This window comes from Lacinutrix gracilariae (genome assembly GCF_042684485.1).
GTDB lineage: Bacteria > Bacteroidota > Bacteroidia > Flavobacteriales > Flavobacteriaceae > Oceanihabitans > Oceanihabitans gracilariae.
Genome location: NZ_JBHULM010000011.1, coordinates 1430846 through 1454033, shown reverse-complemented (window position 1 = coordinate 1454033; position 23188 = coordinate 1430846). Strand labels below are relative to the sequence as shown.

25 protein-coding genes and 1 tRNA gene are annotated in these 23188 nt (G+C 30.2%); 6 read left to right on the top strand and 20 right to left on the bottom strand.

Going from position 1 to position 23188, the window contains the following annotated elements; genetic code table 11:
• The first annotated feature begins 57 nt into the window (after nucleotides 1-57).
• Entirely contained in the window at nucleotides 58-924 is an 867-nt protein-coding gene (locus tag ACFSSB_RS13400; protein WP_379905098.1) for a DMT family transporter, read from the top strand.
• Here the strand turns inward: ACFSSB_RS13400 and ACFSSB_RS13395 are convergent.
• From ACFSSB_RS13395 to ACFSSB_RS13335, 13 genes are all read right to left on the bottom strand, one after another.
• The gene (locus ACFSSB_RS13395; protein WP_379905096.1) at nucleotides 921-2297 is read right to left on the bottom strand and encodes a M28 family peptidase; all 1377 of its coding nucleotides are present in this window, start codon (nucleotides 2295-2297) and stop codon (nucleotides 921-923) included. The two genes, ACFSSB_RS13400 and ACFSSB_RS13395, sit on opposite strands and share 4 nt — an antisense overlap.
• Nucleotides 2298-2448: 151 nt before the next feature.
• Complete coding sequence (locus ACFSSB_RS13390) at nucleotides 2449-3657, bottom strand: M24 family metallopeptidase (protein WP_379905094.1); 1209 nt, start codon at nucleotides 3655-3657, stop codon at nucleotides 2449-2451.
• A gap of 1 nt (nucleotide 3658) precedes the next feature.
• Nucleotides 3659-4954 (bottom strand): aminopeptidase P N-terminal domain-containing protein, encoded by a 1296-nt coding sequence (locus ACFSSB_RS13385; protein WP_379905092.1) that lies wholly within the window; start codon nucleotides 4952-4954, stop codon nucleotides 3659-3661.
• Nucleotides 4955-5438: 484 nt separating this feature from the next.
• Nucleotides 5439-6017 (bottom strand): PhnA domain-containing protein, encoded by a 579-nt coding sequence (locus ACFSSB_RS13380; protein ID WP_379905090.1) that lies wholly within the window; start codon nucleotides 6015-6017, stop codon nucleotides 5439-5441.
• A gap of 65 nt (nucleotides 6018-6082) precedes the next feature.
• The gene (locus tag ACFSSB_RS13375) at nucleotides 6083-6361 is read right to left on the bottom strand and encodes an STAS domain-containing protein (protein WP_379905088.1); all 279 of its coding nucleotides are present in this window, start codon (nucleotides 6359-6361) and stop codon (nucleotides 6083-6085) included.
• Between the two features lie 51 nt (nucleotides 6362-6412).
• The gene (locus ACFSSB_RS13370; protein ID WP_379905085.1) at nucleotides 6413-6691 is read right to left on the bottom strand and encodes an STAS domain-containing protein; all 279 of its coding nucleotides are present in this window, start codon (nucleotides 6689-6691) and stop codon (nucleotides 6413-6415) included.
• A gap of 141 nt (nucleotides 6692-6832) precedes the next feature.
• Nucleotides 6833-7195 carry an MmcQ/YjbR family DNA-binding protein gene (locus tag ACFSSB_RS13365; protein ID WP_379905083.1) on the bottom strand — a complete coding sequence of 121 codons (363 nt, stop codon included), beginning with the start codon at nucleotides 7193-7195 and terminating at the stop codon, nucleotides 6833-6835.
• A gap of 25 nt (nucleotides 7196-7220) precedes the next feature.
• Nucleotides 7221-7832, bottom strand: a complete 612-nt coding sequence (locus ACFSSB_RS13360; RefSeq protein WP_379905080.1) for a DUF4230 domain-containing protein — start codon at nucleotides 7830-7832, stop codon at nucleotides 7221-7223.
• Between the two features lie 46 nt (nucleotides 7833-7878).
• On the bottom strand, nucleotides 7879-8637 hold the full coding sequence (locus ACFSSB_RS13355; protein WP_379905077.1) for a cyclase family protein: 759 nt from the start codon (nucleotides 8635-8637) through the stop codon (nucleotides 7879-7881).
• Between the two features lie 138 nt (nucleotides 8638-8775).
• Nucleotides 8776-9924 (bottom strand): radical SAM family heme chaperone HemW, encoded by a 1149-nt coding sequence (gene hemW, locus ACFSSB_RS13350; RefSeq protein ID WP_379905074.1) that lies wholly within the window; start codon nucleotides 9922-9924, stop codon nucleotides 8776-8778.
• Entirely contained in the window at nucleotides 9924-11282 is a 1359-nt protein-coding gene (locus ACFSSB_RS13345; RefSeq protein ID WP_379905071.1) for a hypothetical protein, read from the bottom strand. Before ACFSSB_RS13345 ends, hemW begins: the two co-directional genes overlap by 1 nt.
• Nucleotides 11283-11285: 3 nt before the next feature.
• On the bottom strand, nucleotides 11286-11840 hold the full coding sequence (ruvC, locus tag ACFSSB_RS13340) for a crossover junction endodeoxyribonuclease RuvC (protein WP_379905069.1): 555 nt from the start codon (nucleotides 11838-11840) through the stop codon (nucleotides 11286-11288).
• A complete protein-coding gene (locus ACFSSB_RS13335; protein ID WP_379905067.1) occupies nucleotides 11840-12475 on the bottom strand; it encodes an outer membrane beta-barrel protein in 636 nt (211 codons plus the stop codon). Before ACFSSB_RS13335 ends, ruvC begins: the two co-directional genes overlap by 1 nt.
• A 44-nt stretch (nucleotides 12476-12519) precedes the next feature.
• On the opposite strand from ACFSSB_RS13335, the gene ACFSSB_RS13330 reads away from it, so the two are divergent.
• Genes ACFSSB_RS13330 through ACFSSB_RS13315 form a run of 4 tightly spaced genes read left to right on the top strand, consistent with a single transcriptional unit; the run spans nucleotide 12520 to nucleotide 16251 of the window.
• Entirely contained in the window at nucleotides 12520-13491 is a 972-nt protein-coding gene (locus tag ACFSSB_RS13330) for a lysylphosphatidylglycerol synthase domain-containing protein (protein ID WP_379905065.1), read from the top strand.
• On the top strand, nucleotides 13488-14630 hold the full coding sequence (locus tag ACFSSB_RS13325) for a glycosyltransferase family 2 protein (protein WP_379905063.1): 1143 nt from the start codon (nucleotides 13488-13490) through the stop codon (nucleotides 14628-14630). The genes ACFSSB_RS13330 and ACFSSB_RS13325 overlap by 4 nt, the downstream gene beginning before the upstream one ends.
• Before the next feature lie 56 nt (nucleotides 14631-14686).
• The gene (locus tag ACFSSB_RS13320) at nucleotides 14687-15523 is read left to right on the top strand and encodes a hypothetical protein (protein ID WP_379905061.1); all 837 of its coding nucleotides are present in this window, start codon (nucleotides 14687-14689) and stop codon (nucleotides 15521-15523) included.
• On the top strand, nucleotides 15523-16251 hold the full coding sequence (locus ACFSSB_RS13315) for a Bax inhibitor-1/YccA family protein (RefSeq protein WP_379905059.1): 729 nt from the start codon (nucleotides 15523-15525) through the stop codon (nucleotides 16249-16251). Before ACFSSB_RS13320 ends, ACFSSB_RS13315 begins: the two co-directional genes overlap by 1 nt.
• A 55-nt stretch (nucleotides 16252-16306) precedes the next feature.
• Here the strand turns inward: ACFSSB_RS13315 and ACFSSB_RS13310 are convergent, their stop codons facing one another.
• Nucleotides 16307-16723 (bottom strand): hypothetical protein, encoded by a 417-nt coding sequence (locus tag ACFSSB_RS13310; protein WP_379905057.1) that lies wholly within the window; start codon nucleotides 16721-16723, stop codon nucleotides 16307-16309.
• A gap of 522 nt (nucleotides 16724-17245) precedes the next feature.
• On the opposite strand from ACFSSB_RS13310, the gene ACFSSB_RS13305 reads away from it, so the two are divergent.
• Nucleotides 17246-17755 carry a DUF456 domain-containing protein gene (locus ACFSSB_RS13305; protein WP_379905055.1) on the top strand — a complete coding sequence of 170 codons (510 nt, stop codon included), beginning with the start codon at nucleotides 17246-17248 and terminating at the stop codon, nucleotides 17753-17755.
• Nucleotides 17756-18034: 279 nt separating this feature from the next.
• Here ACFSSB_RS13305 and ACFSSB_RS13300 read toward each other — a convergent pair whose 3' ends face one another.
• From ACFSSB_RS13300 to trxA, 6 genes are all read right to left on the bottom strand, one after another.
• The gene (locus ACFSSB_RS13300) at nucleotides 18035-18709 is read right to left on the bottom strand and encodes a DNA-binding response regulator (RefSeq protein WP_379905053.1); all 675 of its coding nucleotides are present in this window, start codon (nucleotides 18707-18709) and stop codon (nucleotides 18035-18037) included.
• Between the two features lie 17 nt (nucleotides 18710-18726).
• The gene (locus ACFSSB_RS13295; RefSeq protein ID WP_379905051.1) at nucleotides 18727-20745 is read right to left on the bottom strand and encodes a tetratricopeptide repeat-containing sensor histidine kinase; all 2019 of its coding nucleotides are present in this window, start codon (nucleotides 20743-20745) and stop codon (nucleotides 18727-18729) included.
• A gap of 116 nt (nucleotides 20746-20861) precedes the next feature.
• The gene (locus ACFSSB_RS13290; RefSeq protein WP_379905049.1) at nucleotides 20862-21029 is read right to left on the bottom strand and encodes a hypothetical protein; all 168 of its coding nucleotides are present in this window, start codon (nucleotides 21027-21029) and stop codon (nucleotides 20862-20864) included.
• 475 nt (nucleotides 21030-21504) lie between these two features.
• Nucleotides 21505-21578 (bottom strand) — tRNA-Asp (locus ACFSSB_RS13285).
• 82 nt (nucleotides 21579-21660) lie between these two features.
• Nucleotides 21661-22590 (bottom strand): DUF58 domain-containing protein, encoded by a 930-nt coding sequence (locus ACFSSB_RS13280; RefSeq protein WP_379905047.1) that lies wholly within the window; start codon nucleotides 22588-22590, stop codon nucleotides 21661-21663.
• Between the two features lie 247 nt (nucleotides 22591-22837).
• Entirely contained in the window at nucleotides 22838-23155 is a 318-nt protein-coding gene (gene trxA / locus ACFSSB_RS13275; protein WP_215966684.1) for a thioredoxin, read from the bottom strand.
• Nucleotides 23156-23188: the final 33 nt, after the last annotated feature.

The window sequence follows — 23188 nt, the reverse complement described above, 5'->3', positions numbered from 1 at the left end:
GGAAGCAAAAAAAGGATGCCACTACAATCGCTAACACAAGAGCAACCCTCCCCTTACATGAAAAATAATCACGTAAATCACCTATTTGAGCTCACGTTTGCAACACTACTTATTAGCACCTCTGGGGTATTAGGTAAATATATAGACATGCCAACAGAAGTAACCGTTTGGTGGAGAAGCGCTTTAGCACTTATTGTTCTTTTTATTTATTGTAAATACAAAAAAGTAAATCTAAAAATATACTCTAAAAAAGATTTCCTTACTTTTATTATAAGTGCTTTTTTTATGGGAGGACATTGGATAAGCTATTTTTATGCACTTAAATTATCTAACGTAGCCTTAGGCATGCTTTCCTTATTTACCTTTCCTATTATCATTGCGCTTTTAGAACCTTTATTTGTAAAAGTAAAGTTCGACCCAATACATATTGTTTTAGGAGCATTAGTACTATTAGGCCTCTATATTCTTTCGCCAGAATTTAATTTAGAAAACACACAGGTAAAAGGCGTTTTATTAGGACTACTTTCTGCATTTTGTTACGCCATAAGAACCCTTATTTTAAAACAACAGGTTTCTAAATATGATGGTACTGCATTAATGCTATATCAAATAGTTATAGTTACTATTGTTCTTGCTCCAGTAATGTTTTTAATGGATACTAGTAACATAAAAACACAATATCCTTTTGTTATTTTACTAGCAGTAATAACCACAGCAATAGGACATACGTTATTTATTAAAAGCTTAAACTATTTTAAAGTAAGTACAGCAAGTATTATAAGTAGTACACAACCCGTTTTTGGTATACTCTTAGCCTATATTTTTTTAAACGAAATACCTACACTTAACACCTATATTGGTGGTTCTTTAATTATAGCAACCGTTTTAATAGAGAGCTTTAGATCTAAAAAAAACGCTATTTAATCTTTAAGTATTTTAGCAAGACTAAACTTAGTACTAGTACTTGCTTTTATAAAATAAACACCACTACCTAAATTACTTAAATTTAAAATTGTTTTACTTTTTGATGAAGTTTTACTTAGCACCATTTTTCCTGTAATATCATACAGCTCTAACATAACGTCTTCTTGTAGATTAGACATCTCTACAACCAAGTTTTCTTGTACAGGATTAGGATAAAATGAAATTTCGGCAGCATCAAATTCTTGTAAACCTAAAGAATCAAAAACAATACAAGCACTTTTTTCAACACAAGAACCCGAAGTTATTTCTACAGCATAGCTACCATTTATGGTTGGTATAAAACTTTGGTTTGTTTCTCCTGCAATAGCTGTATTGGTATCACAATTTATCCATTGGTAAGAAACCAAATCTTGATTAGCGGTTAAAGTAGTAGCGTTTTGGCTAACCGTATTATCTACATTTATAAGTCCTGCTTTAGTTACCATATAACCCATTATAACTTTAGAAAGCTCAAAATAATACGGAAAATTAAGCGTGTTATACGTATCGTTAGAGCTGTGGTAATATGGTGTTTGGTCATTGGTTTCCCAAGACTCTCCTACCAATACAGCAGAAAAATCTTGATTCCAAAAACGAGAATGATCACTAGCTGTAGTACCAGGATTTACCACATTAACATCTAAAGTAAATCCGTATTCCGGAGTATTTAAAATAGCAATAATATCATCTTTCATGGTTAAAGAATTAGCAACATCTCTAACATCAATATCAAAGTTATTATCATTATTTCCGTCATAACCCATCATATCAATATTTAAAACCCCTAAAATATTGTCATTATTAGCAGCAGCTTGATTTGCATAGTATCCTGCTCCTACCAAACCTATTTCCTCTTCATCCCAAAGTGCATAAACAATGGTATTATCTAAACATTGGGTAGATAAAATTCTTGCTATCTCTAAAACAGTTGCTGTTCCTGAAGCGTTATCATCTGCACAATAATCTGCAACAGCATCATAATGTGCACAAATAATATAAATATCATCCGGATTAGTTTTTCCTAACTGTGTAGCAATAATGTTTCTTCTTCCAGCTTCGCCATTAATTAACTGGTTAGTAACCGTTAAATTATCTAAGTTATCTAATTTCTGAAACAAATAATCTGCAGCAAGATCATTATTAGAATATACTCTATTGGTTATTGTAACCTCGTTTCCGTTAACTATAGTAGGTTGTTCTCCAGAAAATTCTCTTAAGGTAAGTTGTAAAGAATCTAAATCCATTTGATTTATAACTTCTGTAATACTTTGTGCACTCATAAAAGAGCTTGAAAATAATAAGAAAGAGAATATAATAAAAGATATGTTTTTCATAATGCAAACAGTAATAAATAAGGCATAAAGATAAGACTATTCTAGCTGTACTAGTAAAGAGATTATACAATAACCTAAAAAACCTTTCTAATCTTAGAATTAGAAAGGTTTTTTTGTGGTTAAAAATAAGCGTAAACCTGTTGGTTTTTAACTAAATACCAAACGGATTATCAATACTATGCATAGGTTCTGTAAACCATTTAGGACCATCTGTAGTCATATAAATATGGTCTTCTAGTCGAATTCCGAATTTATCTGGTACACAAATCATTGGTTCATTACTAAAAGTCATTCCTGGTTTTAAAACGGTTTTATCATTTCTAACAATATATGGCCATTCATGAATACCTAATCCAATTCCATGACCTGTTCTATGTGGTAATCCTGGTAATTTATAGTCTGGTCCTAAACCGTGAGATTCTAAAACCACTCTTGAAGCATTATCAATATCTTCACAGGTATTACCTAATTGTGCTGCATTAAAAGCTGCTTGTTGGGTTTCTTTTTCAATGTTCCAAATGCGTTTTTGTTCTTCATTTGCTTCACCAAAAACATAAGTTCTTGTAATATCTGAAATATAATCATGAAGCATACAACCTGTATCTACTAACACTACTTCATTTTCTTCTAAATTTTTAGGTGTTTTTACGCCATGCGGAAAAGAGGAATCTACACCAAACAGTACAATACAAAAATAAGATCCTGAAGTTGCTCCATATCTTATATGTGCTTCATGAATAAAATCTGTAACTTCTTTTGCCGAAATACCTACGTATAAAATTCTTGCTACTGCCTTATGTACTTTTAATGTGATATTCATGGCATGTTGCATGATAGCAATTTCTGCTTCCGATTTAATCATTCTGCAACCTGCTGTAATTGGTTTTGCGTTTACCAACTCATAGTCGTTTTGGCAATTTTTAATACCGTCAATTACAAAAAATGGTGTTGCTTCATCCATAGCAACAGGGCCAGAATCTACACCGTTTTCTTTTAAAATGGAAACAAATAATTGGTGCGGAGACTCATGCTCTTCCCAACCTTGTACATCTCCTTCAATTAGCATAAAATCAAAAATGGTTCCTTTTTCAAATTCTGGCGCGATATACACAAGCTTTCCATTTGAAAATAATACCGCACCAACCATACGTTCACTTGCTCCCCATTTTGTTCCTGTAAAGTAGAACATATTGGTTCCTGCATTTAAATACATAGCTGGAATGTTTTGCTCTTGCATGAGTTTACAAGCTTTATCCATTCTTTGCTGAAACTCTTCTTTTTGTATTGGTTGCACCAAATGTGCTATTGGTTTAATTGCCTCTAATTCGGCTTTTATTGTTGATCCTCCTATTCCTTTCATATTATTTTTTATTTATTAAAGCTTCAATGTCTTCTATTTCAATAGGCATTGCTTCTGTTAAATTAATATTTCCGTTTTCTGTGATTACATAATCATTTTCTAATCTGCAACCTATACCTTCTTCTGGTATATAAATTCCAGGCTCGCAAGTAAGTACCATTCCTATTTCAAAAGGACGAGAATACAAGCCTACATCATGCACATCTAACCCAATATGATGCGCTGTACCATGCATAAAATATTTTTTATACAATGGTTTGTTGGCATCTTGATTAGCAACATCATTAGCATCTAGTAAACCTAGTTTTATCAATTCTGTTTCTACTAATTGCGCCATGCTTTTTTCATAATCTGCTGGTAGCACTCCTGGTTGTATTAGTTTGCTTCCTTCTTTTAAACAATGTAATACTGCATTATAAACTTCTTTTTGTCGTGCAGAAAATTTTCCGTTTACCGGAAAACAACGTGTCGTATCACTATTATAGTTTGCATAACAAACACCAAAATCCATAAGTACCATTTCGCCATCTTTACAAACAGCATCATTGGCATTATAATGCAAGGCACATGCATTTTTACCAGAAGCTACAATAGGTTTAAAAGCATGTCTTGTAGCTCCAGATTTTATTAAATTATAGGTTAGTTCTGCCTCTAAGGCATACTCTTTTATGTTTGGTTTTACTGTTTGCAAAACTCTTTTAAAACTAGCAACACTTATATTTGCCGCTTTTTGCATTAAAGCAACTTCTTCTTTAGATTTTATAGGTCTTAAATCTCTAGTTATTTTTGCAGCTCTATGGTATGTATGTAAAGGATATTTTTTCTTACACCATTGTATCATTCTGTCTTGCTGTGTTTCTTGATCTTTGGTAACACGTTTAAGGTGTTCATTATGGCCAAGATAAAAACCGTCTGCTTCAAAAGCCATGTATTGCAAAAGGATTTCGAAATCTGAAATGGACTCTACACGATCTATTCCTGAAATTTGTGCAGCTTGCTCTTTGCTCAATTTTTCGCCATCCCAAATTTTTTCTTGTTCGGTAGCTTCTTTTATAAATAAAATGCTTTTGTTTTCTTGTTTATAAGCATCTGGATATAGCACCAAAATGGTTTCTTCTTGGTCTATTCCTGAGAGGTAAAACAAATCATTGTTTTGCGCAAATGCCATAACATCATCTGCATTATTATGCTTTACATCATTAGATGTTAAAATAGCAATTGTATTGGGTTTCATTTTAGAAGTGAAACGACTTCTGTTTTCTTGGAATAAGGTATTTGAAATGGGTTGGTATCTCATATTAGATTTTTATATATAAATGAAAAAATTAAGTAGTTATTGGTATTAATACGTTTTTAAAAAACGTATTTGCCAAGACAAAAATTACAGTTTGTGTTTTTTAAATGTGTTGAAGGTTTTTTAGGTGAGAGATAATACGTTATAGGTGTAGAATTTTTAAAAATACTATTTTACTCGTTTTGGTTTTACCTAAAATTAGCCTTAGTTAAAATAAATTTTAAACTGTTTTATATTCTTGAAGTAAAAAGGCAAGTAAGAACGTATTATAGTTTTATTGACCCAAAAGTCAACGCATAGTTAGTCTACTATGTTTACCAGTGTGTATGGTATTGCAATTGCTTGTTTAGTATGCTGCAGCTGCGTTAAGGATAGCAACGGCATCCTTTTTTATTTTTCTTAAAAAAGATATAGTGAATAGCCTGACCTTTGGTGATTTTTTAAGGTTTTTTCGCCTTAAAAAATCACTAAAGGAAACGCCAAAATATTATATTTTCTTTACGTAATCTGTAATAATTACTATTTGTGTTGGGCCAACTTTACCTTCAATATAGGTTTCGTTATCACGATCTAAACGAATGTTTCTAACTGCTGTACCTTGTTTTGCAACCATACTAGAACCTTTTACTTTAAGGTCTTTTATAAGCACTACAGAGTCTCCTGCTTCTAGCACCACACCATTTACATCACGATGTACTAGCTTGTCTGCATCATCTTCTCCTTCTCCTGTTGCTTTTGCCCACTCTAAAGTATCTTCTTCTAGATACATCATATCTAAAAGGTCTTGTGGCCAACCTTCTGCACGTAAACGAGAAAGCATACGCCAAGCGACTACTTTAACTGCGTCGTGCTCACTCCACATACTATCATTTAAACACCTCCAATGATTTGCGTCTGTAGTATCTGGGTTTTCTATTTGGTCAATACAGGTTTTACAAGCCATGATGCTTTCTTCTAAGCCTCCTTTTTTTGTAGGAAGAACTGTATAAACGCTAATATTTTCAGGATTGGCACATAACTCGCATTGTGAGCCACTACGTTTTTGTAAATCTCTTTCTAAACTCATTATAAATATATTTTTGAAAAAACAAAAATACATTTATTATAACAGTACAACAAGAAGAAACAGTGTTAAGCTACTTGATTGGTATTAAAATGAGTAGATAATTGCCCATTACCTAACCCGATTATAGATAATTTTTTGTTTTTAGAGAGCGCCTCATTATGCATTTGCACAATAGCAATTACTCCTTGATTATCTATAGTACTAAGGTCTTGTAGGTTTAACACAATATCATCTGCTTTATAAAAAGCATCTTTTAACTGGTTTTTAAAAAGAGACACATTAGACTTGATAAGGTTTCCTTTTATCTTGTATATATTATTCTTTTTTGTGATAATGAGTTTCATAATTTTTCTTTTTTTAATAAATAAATTGGTGCTATAGCCAACTATTTACTTTTAGGCTGCGTCAATAGCCCTCAAGTGATCAAAAATTTCTTTACTACCTATTCCTGTAATAAAAAAAGCTTTATGTGTTTTTAAAGATTGTTTGTACAACATTTCAAAAGCAGATACACCTTCTTGATCTATACTTTTTAATTCATCAATATTTATGACCAACTCATTGGTTTGGCTAAAAATATTTTTAAAATGGGATTGAAATTTTTCTACGTTTGTTTTATTAAGTATTCCTTTTACTTGAAACGTGTCTAGTGAATTTGTGATTTCTAGTGCCATATTTTATTTGTATTAAAATTAAAAAATGTAATGCGCTATTAATCACTATAAATATGTTACTTATTATTTAACAAGCCTAATATGTTCGATAAACTACTTTATAAATTGTTGAATGCAATAAAAAGTAATCTTATTCATTCATTATAATAAAGAGCCTCTTTGTTTTTTAGTTAAACCCTTCACTACCAAATCATAAGAATGATCAATAAGTTCAAAAATAAATTTTGGAGGTAGGTTATTTTGATGTAGTTGTATGGTGTTCCAGTGTTTTTTATTCATATGATAGCCTGGTTCTATACTTTTATATGCTGCACGAAGTTCTTGTGCATAATCGGGATTGCATTTTAAGTTAATAGATGGCGTACCTGCTTCCCAATTTTTCAAGGAGGTTAAGGCATACATTTTACCCAGCACTTTAAACACGAGTGTGGTTTCATCAAAAGGAAAATGCTCTGTAACTCCTTTTTTGTTTAAACAATATTCTCGAAGCTGCTCTATATGCATAACAATTTACTTTAAAACGGAAAGCTTATTCTTTAATTAGCTTGGCTGTTTTTTCTTCTAATTTTAAAGCAGAATAATCTAATTTCCAACCAATGGTTTCCACAATATTTTCCATAAGTAAAATAGTTTCTAACGCTTCTTTTTGTGCTACTTCTATTAAACCACTTTCTGGAACTTTATCTAAAATATGTTGTTTGGCTTCTTGGTTTAGCCCAGTTAAATCGGAAGCATCAAACTTATTAAAATAGCCATCTTTTTTATCGTAATAATTCAAGTTGGTTTCTACAGTTAGCACTTCTGGTTGCGGAAAATACTTGATTATAATTTTCTTGTTTTCTTTATCAGATTCTAGTTCTATTTTACTTAAATCATAACCAACATGTGCTTTAGCATTAATTACTACCAATGCCTTTTTTTTGCTTGTTACTAGTTTTAAAAAACGCTCTTTTACATCTTCATAATGGTAAATTTCTGCAAAATCTCCTTCTACAGTTATAAATTTACAAACGGTTTTAATTTTGTCTAAAAGCAATAAAGATTGCGTGTTTACTAATTGCTTTTTTTTAATTGATTTAAAGTAAGTAACTACACCTAAGCTAGCTAAAACTCCTATTATAATTCCTAAAAAGGCTTCCATTTATTTACTTTGTTTATTTTTTATTACGCAATTTATATACCACAATTTAATCGCTTAGTTGCGCATATAAAATAGGCTTACTTGGCGAAGCATCATTTTCAAAAGGTGCTATTTGTAGGTTTAGAAAATAAGTACCATCCTCAACAGTATTTGGTACAAAAATAAGTTCTGTTATGGTTGCGTTTATGCGTATGTTTCCTTTTCCTTTTGTATTCCAAAAAGCATTGTGTGCTAAAAGCGCTCCTTCATCTTTTTCTTTATCTACACTTGGCAGATCTATTAATAAGTGGTCTACACCTTTTGTTTTTAAATATGCAGCAGCTTCTTCTAACAAATAAGGAGGATTGGTGTGTGAATATTGCGCAGATAACTTATCATTGGTATTTGGCAAGGTTCTAATAATTACCGCTTTTCTTTTTTTGTTTCCTAAAGCAAATTGAATTTGTTTTTTAGAAATCACAAAATCATCACCTAACTTTTCTGGTGCTACAGTTATTACTTCGGCTAAAAAGAAAAACTTTTTTAAATTTTTATTTATCGAGTGTACCTTTTCTGTAATATGACCAACACATTCTGTATGTGTACCATGTGCATGCGGATTAAAATAAATATTATTAAAATTAATACACGCTCCTTCTTTTACACTTGCTGTCCAGCCTTCATCTTGAAAAGGCTCTATGGTTGGTTCTTTTAAATACCACGCATTGACGTTATTTTTTGATGCGATTAAAGGTATAGAAATATCTAAAGGTTTAGATAAATCTATTTTATATTTTTGAGAATTGGTTTCTATAGTTGCTATCATTAATGCTGAATTTTTTTCAGTAATTTTCTAAAATTCTATTATTCCAAATATAAGTAAAAGAAGTTGTTTATATAAGTCCTTGCTTCTTGAATTGCATTTAAAGATGCTTTATATTTTTTAGAAAAAAGAGGTAGTTATTTAAACAATAAACATTTCAGAAGCTATTCCGTCTACCAAAAACTTTCCTTTTTGTGTTGTTTTAATAAAAACTTCTTCTACAAGACTTGAGGAAGAACTAGTTGTTTTTAACAAACCGTTTGCTATATATTTTTGAGAAACTTTTAATAGATGAGAGGTATAATCTGCACCAAAATCGGTTTCTATTTTTTGTAATGAAATTCCCCAAATGGTTCGTAAACCTGTCATTACATACTCGTTATATTGATCTTGAACACTTAAGGTTTCTATAGTATTAGGCAACACTTTGTTTTGTATACTTTGTATGTATTTGGTGTTGTTAGCTATATTCCAACTTCGTTGTGTTTGGCTAAAGGAGTGTGCAGAAGGACCAATACCAATATAACTTTTACCTTGCCAATAACTAGTATTGTGTTTTGAAAAGAAGTTAGGCTTACCAAAGTTTGAAATTTCATAATGCACAAAACCTTGCTTTTGGGTTTCTGCTACTAAATGATTAAAATGCTGTAATGCTAAGTCTTCATCTATTGGAGGATAGTTTCCTTTTGCAATAAAAGTAGCTAAGGCGGTTTTAGGTTCTACTGTTAAAGCGTAGCTTGAAATATGATTAACACCAAAAGAAAATGCCTTATCTAGGTTGGCTTGCCATTTTTCAATAGACATATTAGGAACACCATAAATCAAGTCTATTGTAATATTATTGTAATATTGCGATGCATATTCAAGACATTTTTCTGCTTCTTCTGCATCGTGTGCTCTGTTCATACTTTTTAGATCGTCTTCAAAAAAAGATTGCACACCAATACTCAATCTATTAATTGGTGTTTTTGCTAATTGCACAATTCTATCTTTGGTTAAATCGTCTGGATTTGCTTCTAGTGTAATCTCTGGATTTTTAGAAACTATATAATTTTCATGCACTGCATTAATTAGCAATAACAATTCGTTATTGGTAAGTAAAGAAGGGGTTCCTCCTCCAAAATAAATGGTTTCTACTACCTGGTTTTCTAGCTCTTTTTTACGGAGTTCAAGTTCTGTAATTAATGCTTGTACTAGCTCGTCTTTCTTCTTCATAGAAGTAGAAAAATGGAAGTCGCAATAATGACATGCTTGCTTGCAAAACGGTATATGTATGTAAATTCCTGACATTAATTAAGTTTAACGAAATAAGATTCACGAAGAATATTTTCCTCTTCAAAGAGTTTTGGATAATTAATTATATATCCAGAAAATTTAACTTTTTTCAAAATAAGTTTACTAACTAAAACATAGAGCCTAAGTGAATCATGAAAATAATTTTTCTCTAGGTTAACATATGCTTCTTCCGAATCTATTTGAATACTTTTAGGAATAATTCTTCCATGAAAAAAATGATTTCTTTTCTTTAGAACAAATCTATCTTCATTAGATAAATTAATATTTAAAGCATCAAAAACTTGTTCATAATTAACAATATTGTTAGTTAATCTCTTATCTATATTTTCGATTATGTCATCTAAAATAATGAAGTCTTCCGCAGCTATACTTTCCTTGTACTTTTCTAATAATTTTTGCCCTAATTTATATTTTAATTCTTTTTGAATATAATTGGTATCCAAATCATTCTTAAACTCTTCGCATATCACCTCTAAAACAACGAAAAGCATTGATACTCTAGATAATACCGAAAAATTATAAAAACTAAAAACCATTCTAATAGAAAAATAAATCCGAGGATATCTAATAAGAAGCTCTACTAATTCCAAAAAGCTTTTTTTACTTATTCTTGATGAGAATTCTTTTTTCTGAAAGCTATCTAATTCATATTCATTTTTAAATTTCCAACTCCAACTATTAGGAGAATAAGTAAAAGGTTCAGGGAATGAAAATTCTAAATTTGAACTTCTATAAAACAAATCTGTATTAATTGAAAAATCTTTAACAGTTGACTGAAAAAAAAACTCTTCTTTCTTATAGAATTCACCTGAAAAGAAACCAATTGATACAATTATATTATTTACATAATGCTTAAATTTCTTAAAATCAAGCTTATTTTCACATTGAATACAAAGAAGATCTACTTTTTTTTTATTATTAATTATACATGTAGAAATTTTGAATTTTAATCCTCTAATATAAACAGATAAATCCTGTTGATATTCTTCAAAAAAATTGAGAAGAAAAAAACTATTTATTTTTGAATAATAACTATAATATTTTTCTTCTTTACTATTAAAATTAAGAGTTTGAAACATATATGCTTCACAAACTCTGCTCATTAAACTATGTTGTTCGTTTTTTACTAAAAAATTAACAATATCTAAAGTGATTAATTCACTAGATAATTTAAAAACAGCATCTTTTTTATACAATAAATTAAAAAAAGGATGAGGTAGTCTAAAACTTAAACCTGTATTATTCTTTTTTAACAAAACTTCAAACTCCTTGTTAGTCGTAGTTTCTAATAAGTTTATTTTTTTTTCTTTTTCGAAAGAATTTATAAAATTAAAAATTTGTAATACATCCATTTCCTATTTCTTAACGCGATCTTTATTCTGTTTTACAAAACTGTCCCAACCAGAATAACTCTTACCAACACTTACTTTACCAGAATTATAAAAATGGCAAACTGCAGCAGCCAAGCCATCTGTTGCATCTAAGTTTTTGGGTAAGGTTTTTAAACCTAGCATGCTTTTCAACATTTTAGCAACTTGCTCTTTGCTGGCATTTCCGTTTCCTGTAACAGCCATTTTTATTTTTTTTGGCAAATATTCAGTAATAGGTATTTCTCGCGAAAGACCTGCAGCCATAGCAACTCCTTGTGCTCTACCAAGCTTGAGCATACTTTGTACATTTTTACCAAAAAAAGGAGCTTCAATAGCAATTTCATCTGGATGGTGTGTATCTATCAACTCTATGGTACGCTCAAAAATAAGTTTCAGTTTAAGATAATGGTCTGTATATTTTTTTAAATCTAACTCATTCAATTGCAAGAATTCCATCTTTTTGTTTTTTACTCTAATGAGCCCAAAACCCATAATGGTTGTTCCTGGATCTATTCCTAAAATAATTCTTTCTTCGCTCATTATTGGCAATAATAACAACCACTTAAAGATATAGACACACCAATGGTTGCTGTTAAAAGGTTTCCGTTAAAGGTACCAAATCCGTCAAAAGTGGTATCATAATCGCTACTAAAAGCATAAATATAAGAGGTATCTAAAAACACCGAAAGTCCTTGCGAAATCCCATAATGAAACTCTAATCCTGCCATAGCATTTAAAAACGATGTATTGTTATCTGTATAAACTCCTAAAGGCTTAACAAAAGTATATCCTGGTCCTGCATGTGCCATGATTGCATAACTATTTGGCACTCTAATTATGCTACCAAGATCATAAACCGCTTGTATATTGATTCTAGAATAATTGATTTTAAACTCTGGAGAATCACTATTTGTAGCATTAGAAATTCTGTTATAACCATAGTCTAATTTTGCACCAAAGTTTCTGTTGAGCATACGTTGTAAGCCAATATGAACCGTTGGAAAATTAACAGGTTTCGCTTCAAAATTAGTGACAAATGCGCTTTGACTTGGGCTATTAATTCCTACTGCAAATTGTGCTTTCCAGGTACTTGTTTCTGTTTGCGAAAAACCAGAAACAGACATAAACATAAGAGCTAAAAAGCAAAAGGAGTATTTAATTTTTTGTATTCGCATAATCATATAGCAATATTGTTTTAATTTGTGCTTTTTAACATAAAATGTTTAGAGCACTACCTTACAAAACTAATCAATTCTTTTTTGTACTTATTAAATTAAGCATTGTAATTGGTGCTTTTTATTTTATCTATTTAAAACTAACTACAAATAGCGATTTAGATTTTAATGAATTTCTTTATTTTTTATCTGAAAATCATGTTTTTTCATTAAAAAACGCGCTATTTCTAGTCTTTTTAAGTGTTCTAAACTGGTTTTTTGAAATTAAAAAATGGCAAATTTTAGTTTCTTCTATTAAAAAAATATCTTTTTCTGAAGCCTCAAAACAAAGTTTAGGAGCTTTAACAGCATCGCTTTTTACACCAAACCGAATTGGTGATTATGGTGCTAAAGCATTGTATTTTACCTCTAGTTACAGAAAACGCATTGTGCTATTAAATCTTATAGGGAACCTGATGCAAATGAGTATTACAACACTGTTTGGCATTGTTGGTTTGTATTTTTTTATTTTAGAATACAATGTAGATATTGCATATTTTAAAGCCTCCAGATTTTTAATAATCATTGCTATTGTCTCTATAATATCTTTTGTAGGCTTAAAGCAAAAACGGTTTAAAATAAAAGGATTTTCTATAGAAAAGCTTAGGCATTTTATTAAAAACTTAGGCTTAAACACAATAACTTCTAGTTTTTTGTTATCTCTTTTAAGGTACTTGGTTTTCTCGTTTCAGTTTTACTTTTTACTAGGTATTTTTGGTATTGAAGTATCTTATTTTCATGCCATGGTTGCAATAACAAGCATGTATTTACTTGCCTCTATAATTCCTTCTATATTTATTTTTGATGTTATTATTAAAGGAAGCGTAGCTGTATATATTTTTACAACGGTTCATGTAAATGAATTTACTATTTTAAGCATTGTATTGCTTATGTGGATCTTAAATTTTGTACTACCAAGTATACTAGGCAGTTATTATGTACTTACTTTTACACCTCAAAAAAACAAAACGGCATGATTTTATTACTTTTTGTTATTATACTTATTAATTACGTAGTTTTAATAGGAAGTTTAGCCTTTGGTTTTGACAAAGTAAAGGGGTTTACCTTAGAAGACGTAGAAGCTAAAACTAGCTTTTCTGTTATTATTCCGTTTAGAAATGAAGCCGAAAATTTACCAGAACTTTTAAGATCTATTGCAGCTTTACAGTATCCAAAACATTTGTTTGAAATTATCTTAGTAGATGATGCTTCTGAAGATGCTTCGGTTGCAATTATTGAAGCGTTTATTGCTGCAAAAAACAAAGCTTCTGCTATAAGCAATATACGTATTATTAAAAACGTTCGTAAAAGTCATTCGCCTAAAAAAGACGCAATAACTTCTGCTATACAAGTTGCAAAATACAATTGGATAGTTACCACAGATGCAGACTGCGTACTACCAAAATATTGGCTGGACAGTTTTGATGCGTTTCTACAAAAAAACAATGCGCATTTTATTGTTGCTCCTGTTACCTATAGTAAAGTAAATTCCTTTTTAAAACGCTTTCAATTATTAGATATTTTAAGCCTTCAAGGAGCAACCATTGGTGGTTTTGGTATACAAAAACCTTTTTTGTGTAATGGCGCTAATCTTGCTTATAAAAAAGAATTATTTAATACTGTAAAAGGCTTTAAAGGCAATACTACTATTGCTAGTGGTGACGATATTTTTTTATTAGAAAAAGCATTAAAACAAGACGCAAACAAAGTACATTATTTAAAATGCGAACAAGCTATTGTAACCACAGAAGCAGAAAAAACAATAGGCCATTTAATTTCACAACGCGTACGTTGGGCATCTAAATCTACTAATTATAAAAACAGCTTTGCAAAAATTGTTGGTTTGTTGGTTTTACTCACCAACGCTTCTTTAATTTGCGCACTAATATTAAGTATTGTAGGCAGTATTAACTTTAATATTTTTCTATATCTTTTTTTAATAAAATGCAGTATAGACTTTTTATTACTGTTTAAAACCGTTCGTTTTTACAAACAAGAAACCTTTTTATCTTCTTATTTATTTAGCTGTATTTTGTATCCTTTTTTTAGTATTTACGTGGTATTTGTTTCGGTGTTTACTAATTATAAATGGAAAGGTAGAGCATTTAAAAAATAATGGTAATTCCGTTTTAAATTTTGTAGATTTACAAGAACCTACCTAAAATATATAATATGAAAAAACTATTGCTTTTACTTTGTATTATTTTCATTAGCAGTTCTGCTATAGCACAAAAAACCTACACAATAAACAATGAAGAGCTAACGCTTAAAACCGAAGTAGATGGCACTTTAGATTTACTCTGGAACACCATTGACAGCCAGTTTAGGTATTTTGTAAAAACTACAGATAATACCATTATAGAACTTGTAAATACTAAAGATAGTAACAACAAGTATCAAGAAGAATATAAAACGGTTTTAAATAAAATAACCAACAATAACGTATCTACCCAAAAAGTAAATTTAACACTACCTAGCTTAAGATCTTTTTTTGATACTTATAATGCTTCACAAAATGCTAGTTACTCACAAACCGAAAGAACAAAAATAAAAACTAGAATTGGTGTATTTGGTGGTATAACTAATAATCCTTTTGTTGAAAATCCGGATAATACAGCTTCGGTTTTATTTGGTGCAGAATTAGAGTTTTTTGAATCTAAAACCTTACCAAGACATGCAGGTTTTATTGGTATAAGACACGCTGCAGAGCATAAAGATTTTGAGTATGCTGCCACACAAATAGCTTTAGGTTATAGATATAGATTTATTAACCAGTCTAATTTTAATATATATGCCAATGTAAAATTTGCAACCTACACTATTACTAACACAGAAAATGATAGTGGTGGCGCTTTTGATGCTCCTTTTATTTTTGGCTTAGGCTCAGATATTAAAATTAATGAAAACGGCTTTATAACTTTTACCTACAACGAGTTATTCTCTATTTTTATTGATAACCAAGGTAATTTTCCAATAGACTTTGCTGTTGGTTACAAGATGAATTTATAATGCGGTTAAACAAAACTTCGAACCCAGCTTTTACAGATTATTTTTGGAATGACAGAAAATCTTCTGCCCTAAAAATGACTATTACAGGTATTCTTTTTAAATCCCTTTTATGTATTGCCATAATTGCTACAATTACAGTAGGCATCTGGAAACTTAATAGCCTAGGATATGACATAGAATGGTTTTTGTATGGAGGAATTATTTCTTCTATTATAATTAGCATTGTTATCTCTTACAAAAACAATTGGGCTCCTTTTTTAGTACCTGTTTATGCGATAGCCAAAGGTTGTTTTTTAGGAGGAATAAGTAGTTTTGCGCATGCTAAATTCCCCAATATGCCATACCAAGCTGTTGGCGTTACCATTATTACCTTTTTTACCATACTCTTTTTGTACCAAACAAGAATTATTGTAGTTACACAAAAGCTAAAAAGCATTATTATTACTGCTGCTGCTAGTATATTTTTAGTGTATATTATTTCTTGGATTTTAAGCTTTTTTGGTATTCAGTCTTTTATTGGCGGAACCTCACTTATTGCCATTGCTTTTAATATTATTGCTGCCATTGTAGCGTCACTTACACTTCTTTTAGATTTTCAATATATAGAAAGACAAAAAAACAAAGCTCCTAAAAACAAAGAATGGCTAGCCACTTGGGGACTTTTAGTTTCTTTGGTTTGGTTGTATGTAGAAATTTTAAGATTAATGAAAAAATTAGCGATTAGATAAACCGTTTCTTTTCTTGATGGAAAAACCTTAAAACAAGAAAAAAAAAGGAATCAGACTAATTTACCTGAATACGTATAGGCAAAGTAAATTGTGTTTTTACTTGCTGTCCTCTTTTAATAGCTGGATATATTTTGGGAAGAAAAATTAAACCTTGGTGTAATAAAATTTCAAGATTTGGTATTTCTGCCATGGTAACAGAATCTATTTCTGCATCTACAAGTTGCAGCTCGCCTTTTTCTGAAATTTGAAAACGCACCTTTACAGTATCTGCAATGTCTTGACTTACCACTATTTTTTCTGAAGACAAGGTTTTATAAATAGTATTTGTGATTGTGGTTTGAAAACATTTTTTCTTACCAGCATTGTCTAATAACAAATCACAAGTTTCAAAACTTGGATAGACATCTACCTCGTTCCAATTAAACGCTTGTAGCTCTTCTTCAAGAATAGCTTCTGAAGATGTTTTCTTCACATTAAAATAGCTACACGACGTGAAACTTATAAGAATAAAAAAAATAATAATTCTTTGCATACTATTATTAAGAAACCGAAATGTACAATTTTATATTTAAAATCCTTACTTCTTTATAACAAACAGGTTAGAATACATCCTCTAGCTGTATGTATCTTTTAAAAGCACCAATTGCTCCTGCTTATTTTTTAAAAATAATATTTTAAAAAAGGTACTTTTATACTGTTGGCTTCAAATTTAAAAAAAGGATTTCGGTTTAGGTTACCTATTTATAAAAGTGTTCTTCTTTTTTACAGATTTTATAAATAACTTACGTTTACTTTTTGAGGGATTATGAATATAAAAAGATATTTTTAAACTAGCAAACTATTGATTTATAGCTACTAAAAAAATAACAGTATTCTTTTTAATTAAAAGACAACAACAAGGCATAGGTATACAACCTAAGATTTTACCTCAACAGGTTTTAAAGTAACAAAATGTAACATTCACGAACAGAATTCGTCATATAAGAAAAAATATATGGATCTAGCTTTAGCTCTTTTTGGTTTCCTTTTTATAATTATTGGCCTTATTGGTAGTTTTCTTCCTATACTTCCTGGTCCTCCTATGAGTTGGATTGGACTTTTACTCTTATACCTCACCAAAGCAGTACCTAATGACACTTGGTTTCTGGGTATTACTTTAGCGGTTGCTCTTTTTGTTTTTGCTTTAGACTATATAATACCAGCTCTTGGAACTAAAAAATTTGGAGGCAGTAAAATGGGTATGATAGGAACTACTGTAGGTTTATTAGTTTCTTTGTTTTTTCCAATATTTGGTGCTTTTGGTATAATAATCTGGCCTTTTATAGGCGCACTTGTAGGTGAGCTAATTAATAAAGCAGATTCTAAAACTGCTGTTAAGGCTGCTTTTGGTTCGTTTTTAGGATTTTTAACAGGAACCTTTTTAAAATTTATTGTAGCTGTAGTTTATTTAGGCTTCTTTATCCTTACTTTTTGGGAATATAGAGTTTCTATTTTTAGCTTCTAATTGCTACCTAAAATAGAAAAAGCCTTGTAGTTTCGTTAAACGAAATAACAAGGCTTAATACATGCTATGAATCAACTTATTCTAATTCGAGGGGATTAATTAATCATACTTTTGTTGATACCTCTAATATAGTTATAATCTTTAAAACTTGGTTACGGTTTTTCCGTAAAGAGATTACGTTAAAACCGTACTATTCAAGCTATTCAAGCGTTGAAAAGCCATAAAAAAAATTCATTTTTTTTCAATCTGTTACTTATAAAAACATAGCGCAGGCTTCTTTTATAGAAATCCTTTTTTTCTAGCCTCATTTAACAAGGTTTCATCCTGACTATCTAAAACAGAAAAAACTTCTTTTAAATTCTTTTTTCTTTTTTCAATAGAGCTAGTAGAAACTCCTAAATGATTGGTTAAACTTTTTGTTTTAACACCTTGAGATAATAGGTATAATATTTTTCTATCTATATCGTCTATTTCTATTTCAGACTCTAAAGTTGTTCTTAAAAACCTTGTAACAGTTGTACTATAAAATGGCGGATTATTAACTACCGCTTGAAACGCACTAGCTAGCTCTCTAGATGTTAAATCACTTTTAACAACAAAACCCTCAGGTTTAATTTCTTTAATGATATTATGTATTCTATAAGGCTCATTAAACATGGTAAGAATAACAATTTTTGCTTCTGGCAAAATTTCTCTAGCGTATTTAGAAAGGTCTTCACCAGAAGTAATAGTTTCATCTGCTGAAGGCGGCAAGCTAATATCCATAAAAAGAATATCATACGGATTTTCATCCTCAATAGACCTTTGCATTAATTGCATAGATTGGTCACAGGTATTTGCAATATCAATTTGTAATTCTTGAGTTTCTTTTTTTGTAGCTAATAATGTATTTTGATATCCTTCTATAATCATAGGATGATCATCTGTCATTAATATTCTAATTGTTTCTTGCATTATGTTAGGTCTTTGGGCTAGATTGGAATTTTAATGGTAATGTTTGTTCCTTTACTTAATTCTGATTTTATTTTTAACTCTCCATTAATTTCTTTTACTCTTGAGGTAATGTTTTTAATACCAATTCCTTTTTTAGATTTGTTAATTTCAAAACCAGAACCATCATCTGTAATAGTTAGACAAATTACATTTTTTTTAATACTAAAACTAATTTCTACTTTGGAAGCCTTTGCGTGTTTATATATATTTTGAAGTGATTCTTGCAGAATTCTATAAATATGAATTTTGGTTTTATTGGTTATTGCATCCCAATGTATAGAATCGTTATTGGTAAGTTTATACTCTAATTGATAGGCTTTAGTTTGTGTTTCTAATAGTGTTTTTACAATATCTATAAATCTAGAATTTGAAATAAAATCGGTATTTAACTCATGCGACACCTTTCTAATCTCCTGTTCTATAGCCTGTAACTCATCAATATAACTTTCTCTAGATTGAATTGCTTCTTCGGTATTACTTCTATTTAAACTATCTAAACTTAATCTAGTACCAAAAAGTCTTCCTAGAATACCATCATGAAGTTCTTCTGAAATCCTTCTTTTTTCTGTACTTCTTGCTTCATCTATTTTATTCTGCTGAGATAGCATCAGGTTATAGATTTCCTCATTTGTTTCCTGTTGTTGCTGCTTAAAGGTTAGCGCTTTGTTTTTGGAAAGCTGTGTGAAAATAATATATATCAAGGCTAACGTTACAAACAAACCTATGGAAAGCAATAAAAACATGAACCTCTCTTTAGATACTCTTTCTTTTTCTGCTTTTATTTGATCTGTTTCATAATCAATTCTAGCAAACTTATTTCGTATAGATCGTTCTGCCTTCTGTAGGCTATCACTTAATTTAATATAAGCATTTAAACTCGCTTCTGCTTGTTCGCCTGTTTCAATTTTAGACTTTAGCAAAAGAGCTTCTAATATGGTTTCATTAGCTACTAAATCATTTCCTATTGTATATGCTTTATCTACATAATGTCTAGCGCTATCTTTATTTTTTGTTTCAAAATAAAAATCTGCCATATCCATACTAATAGACAAAAGCCCTACCTCATCATCTTCTGTTTCGCTTATTTGATAGGCTTTATTAAACAGCTCTTTAATTTCGGACTCACTGGCTGTATTGTTTTTAAATTTTGCATGTGCCAAGCCTGATAAAATAATAGAATACGAAGTTGGATCAAAAGCTAATATAGAAGTGTCTTTATAGAGTTTTTTATAGAGTCTTTCTGCAGTAGCAAAATCTCCTTTTCTTCTATACAATGCAGCTATATTTATATTAGAAAACAAAGTTTTTTCATAAGCATCTTGCATTCTATTACAAATATCAAGTGTCTTATCATAATACTCTAGTGCTCTATCATACTGTTCTAGTTCTGCAGCAACAATTGCTATTAAGTTATGAGTATTCCATAACGTTTCAAGATTATAATCGTTTTCTGGTAACTGCTCTATTAAAGCAATAGACTTAATAGCATTACTTTCACAACCTATATAATCTCTTTCGGTTTCTTGTATATCTGCCATGTTAGCTAATACTTCGCCTTGATTTTTTATGTTATTTAATTTTTCAAATAACTTAACAGATTTAAAGTAGTAAAAGTAGGCACTATCATGTTTCTCATAAATATGATGATAGAAGCCTAGTATATTATAAGCATTAGCAATTGCAAAAGTATCTTTAACTTTTTCTGCTAATTTTACGTTTTGATGGTTAATTTTAAATACCGAATCATAGTCTCCTTGAATAAGAAATAAATAAGAAAGCACTCTTTTACTAGCTAACAGAGTAGAATCTGATAGCTTATAAGACATTTTAACAGCCTTTCTAGCGTATTTAAAACGATTTTCTAACTGTGTATTATTATCATTAGCAAGGCTACGTAAAGCAATGATACTGTCTAACTCTTTATTTTGTGCAAACAAACTAGAAGTAAAAAGACAGAGTACTACTAAAGGAAGTAATTTATTTAATGATTTTATCATATTATAAATCAAATTTATAATTTTTCATTAAATATAATTTAAAAACACCAAGAAAAGTAAAATTAAAAAAAGCGTTTCAAACAATATGGAAACGCTTTTTTTATTATTGTATTTTTTTACCCTTGTTGTGGTACTTTTATTCCTTTCTTTTCTTTTTTAAAGGTAACCTTTACTATGGTTTGATCGTTCTTATCTTTTTCTTTTGTTGGATTTTGTTGTGGAGTTAAAGATGCAAAAATTGCAGATACTACAGCTACTAATACGATAATTTTTAGGGATTTCATTTTATTTAAATTTATAGTTAATATTATTTTTAGTTAAACTATTTACAATGTATTACTGTATATAGTTGTATAAATAGAAATTTTCTATAATTACAAAAACAGACTTTTAGTCTATTTTGAATTTATTGAGGGAATAAATAAAATGGATTAGATATAAAAAAACCTTAAATAATTGATTATCAACAACATAAACTCGAACTAACATATCAAAAACACGATAAAACACGCTTTTTTACCGACTAAAGGTATAATTTAAATATATAACTACCAAACATTAAGCACATTAGCTGTAAGAATACACTTAGGAAATGGTATAAAACAAAAAAGCTTCACAATTTTCTATAAAGAAAAAAGGAAAGCTTTCCATCGGTTTAACTACTTAAACCATTGATAGACTTTAACATCTATCAAACAACACAACTAAATCTTATTGCCAAAAAAAGCTCCAATCTCTCGGAGCTTTTTGCAATTTTAGCGGTCTGGACGGGACTCGAACCCGCGACCCCCTGCGTGACAGGCAGGTATTCTAACCAGCTGAACTACCAGACCGTTGCGTTATTGCGAGTGCAAATATACGCACCTTATTTAATATCTCACAAGTTTTTTTGTGTTTTTTTTTAATTTTTTTTTGCTAAATAAATTTTTGTCGCTCTATCATATACGTTGTCAGTATATTATCGAAATTTTTATTTATATCTGCTGCAACATATTTTATTCGGTATTGCCCACATTTTAATCGTAATTGTTCAAAATAGTTAGAAACAGCCTTTTCATAATTCTCTTTTACTGTTTCTGAATAGAGATTTATGTGTTCTCCTGTTTCTACATCAACAAAACGTTTTGGTTTATTATCAAAATTAAAGTTTAGCTCTTTGTTCTTATCATACACATGAAAAAGCACTACCTCGTGTTTATTGTGTTTTAAATGCCTAAGTGCCTCAAAGAGCTTCTCGGCATCTTCAGTAGCCTGAAACATATCTGTAAAAAGGAATATTAAAGAGCGTCTGTGTATCTTTTCTGCAATAAGGTGTAAATACTCGTAAGTTTCTGTTTTCTTGTTTAGCGACTTTGTAATTACCGCATCACTTAATTGATGTAGCAACATTTGGTGATGACGTTCGCTTCCTTTTTCTGGTGCATAAAAATCATAAGCATCACTATAGATACTTAATCCTACTGCATCGCGCTGTTTTTTTAACATATGCATTAAGGAAGCAGAGGCTAAAGCAGAGAATGCTACTTTATTTAAGTGATCTATTGAAAAATCTTGCATTTCTGGATAATGCATAGAACTACTATTATCTAGAATAAGATGACAACGTAAATTGGTTTCGTCATCAAAACGTTTGGTGTATAGCTTGTCTGTTTTTGCAAAAAGTTTCCAATCTATATGTCTAGTACTCTCGCCTTGGTTATAGATTTTATGTTCTGCAAATTCTGCTGAAAACCCATGAAACGGACTTTTATGCATACCAGAAATAAAACCTTCTACCACTTGTTTGGCAAGTAATTCTAGGTTTTTAAAACCTCCAGCTTTATTTAGTTCGTCTCTTAAATTCATTTTTTTTATTTAAGGCTCTTATTTTTTAGAAAAGAATAACTTGATGCTTTTACTACACATAGTTAAGAGGGTTGCGTTAAGGATTGCAGCGATATCCTTTTTTGTTTTTCACAAAAAAGATTTAGCGGAAAGCCTGGTTTTATTTTGCTTTTTCTACAAAATAAAAAACGCCCAAATTATAATAGCTCTAAACTAAAAAAGGTTTGCCATTACAGCAAACCTTTTATCTTTTCTTTTACGTTTTATTTTACAAAAGCGCGTCTATTGCATCTGAATATGCTTTTTTAGGAGCAACTCCTACTTGACGTCCTACAACTTCTCCGTTTTGAAATACTAAAACAGTAGGTATGTTACGTACACCGTATTTTGCAGCAAATTCTTGGTTTGCATCTACGTCTAACTTACCAACTACAGCTTTACCGTCGTAATCTGTGCTAATTTCATCAATGATTGGTCCTACCATTCTACATGGTCCACACCAAGCTGCCCAAAAGTCTACCATTACTGGTTTGTCACTTTTTAATACTGTTTCTTCAAAGTTTGCATCTGTGATTTCTAATGCCATAATTTTATGTTTTAATTGAATTTTACTTCTTGT

Excerpts from the sequence above, each read along its gene's own strand:
- ACFSSB_RS13400 (WP_379905098.1), top strand. The coding sequence starts at position 58 with ATGAAAAATAATCACGTAAATCACCTATTTGAGCTCACGTTTGCAACA.
- ACFSSB_RS13395 (WP_379905096.1), bottom strand. The coding sequence starts at position 2,297 with ATGAAAAACATATCTTTTATTATATTCTCTTTCTTATTATTTTCAAGC.
- ACFSSB_RS13390 (WP_379905094.1), bottom strand. The coding sequence starts at position 3,657 with ATGAAAGGAATAGGAGGATCAACAATAAAAGCCGAATTAGAGGCAATT.
- ACFSSB_RS13385 (WP_379905092.1), bottom strand. The coding sequence starts at position 4,954 with ATGAGATACCAACCCATTTCAAATACCTTATTCCAAGAAAACAGAAGT.
- ACFSSB_RS13380 (WP_379905090.1), bottom strand. The coding sequence starts at position 6,017 with ATGAGTTTAGAAAGAGATTTACAAAAACGTAGTGGCTCACAATGCGAG.
- ACFSSB_RS13375 (WP_379905088.1), bottom strand. The coding sequence starts at position 6,361 with ATGAAACTCATTATCACAAAAAAGAATAATATATACAAGATAAAAGGA.
- ACFSSB_RS13370 (WP_379905085.1), bottom strand. The coding sequence starts at position 6,691 with ATGGCACTAGAAATCACAAATTCACTAGACACGTTTCAAGTAAAAGGA.
- ACFSSB_RS13365 (WP_379905083.1), bottom strand. The coding sequence starts at position 7,195 with ATGCATATAGAGCAGCTTCGAGAATATTGTTTAAACAAAAAAGGAGTT.
- ACFSSB_RS13360 (WP_379905080.1), bottom strand. The coding sequence starts at position 7,832 with ATGGAAGCCTTTTTAGGAATTATAATAGGAGTTTTAGCTAGCTTAGGT.
- ACFSSB_RS13355 (WP_379905077.1), bottom strand. The coding sequence starts at position 8,637 with ATGATAGCAACTATAGAAACCAATTCTCAAAAATATAAAATAGATTTA.
- hemW (WP_379905074.1), bottom strand. The coding sequence starts at position 9,924 with ATGTCAGGAATTTACATACATATACCGTTTTGCAAGCAAGCATGTCAT.
- ACFSSB_RS13345 (WP_379905071.1), bottom strand. The coding sequence starts at position 11,282 with ATGGATGTATTACAAATTTTTAATTTTATAAATTCTTTCGAAAAAGAA.
- ruvC (WP_379905069.1), bottom strand. The coding sequence starts at position 11,840 with ATGAGCGAAGAAAGAATTATTTTAGGAATAGATCCAGGAACAACCATT.
- ACFSSB_RS13335 (WP_379905067.1), bottom strand. The coding sequence starts at position 12,475 with ATGCGAATACAAAAAATTAAATACTCCTTTTGCTTTTTAGCTCTTATG.
- ACFSSB_RS13330 (WP_379905065.1), top strand. The coding sequence starts at position 12,520 with ATGTTTAGAGCACTACCTTACAAAACTAATCAATTCTTTTTTGTACTT.
- ACFSSB_RS13325 (WP_379905063.1), top strand. The coding sequence starts at position 13,488 with ATGATTTTATTACTTTTTGTTATTATACTTATTAATTACGTAGTTTTA.
- ACFSSB_RS13320 (WP_379905061.1), top strand. The coding sequence starts at position 14,687 with ATGAAAAAACTATTGCTTTTACTTTGTATTATTTTCATTAGCAGTTCT.
- ACFSSB_RS13315 (WP_379905059.1), top strand. The coding sequence starts at position 15,523 with ATGCGGTTAAACAAAACTTCGAACCCAGCTTTTACAGATTATTTTTGG.
- ACFSSB_RS13305 (WP_379905055.1), top strand. The coding sequence starts at position 17,246 with ATGGATCTAGCTTTAGCTCTTTTTGGTTTCCTTTTTATAATTATTGGC.
- ACFSSB_RS13300 (WP_379905053.1), bottom strand. The coding sequence starts at position 18,709 with ATGCAAGAAACAATTAGAATATTAATGACAGATGATCATCCTATGATT.
- ACFSSB_RS13295 (WP_379905051.1), bottom strand. The coding sequence starts at position 20,745 with ATGATAAAATCATTAAATAAATTACTTCCTTTAGTAGTACTCTGTCTT.
- ACFSSB_RS13290 (WP_379905049.1), bottom strand. The coding sequence starts at position 21,029 with ATGAAATCCCTAAAAATTATCGTATTAGTAGCTGTAGTATCTGCAATT.
- ACFSSB_RS13280 (WP_379905047.1), bottom strand. The coding sequence starts at position 22,590 with ATGAATTTAAGAGACGAACTAAATAAAGCTGGAGGTTTTAAAAACCTA.
- trxA (WP_215966684.1), bottom strand. The coding sequence starts at position 23,155 with ATGGCATTAGAAATCACAGATGCAAACTTTGAAGAAACAGTATTAAAA.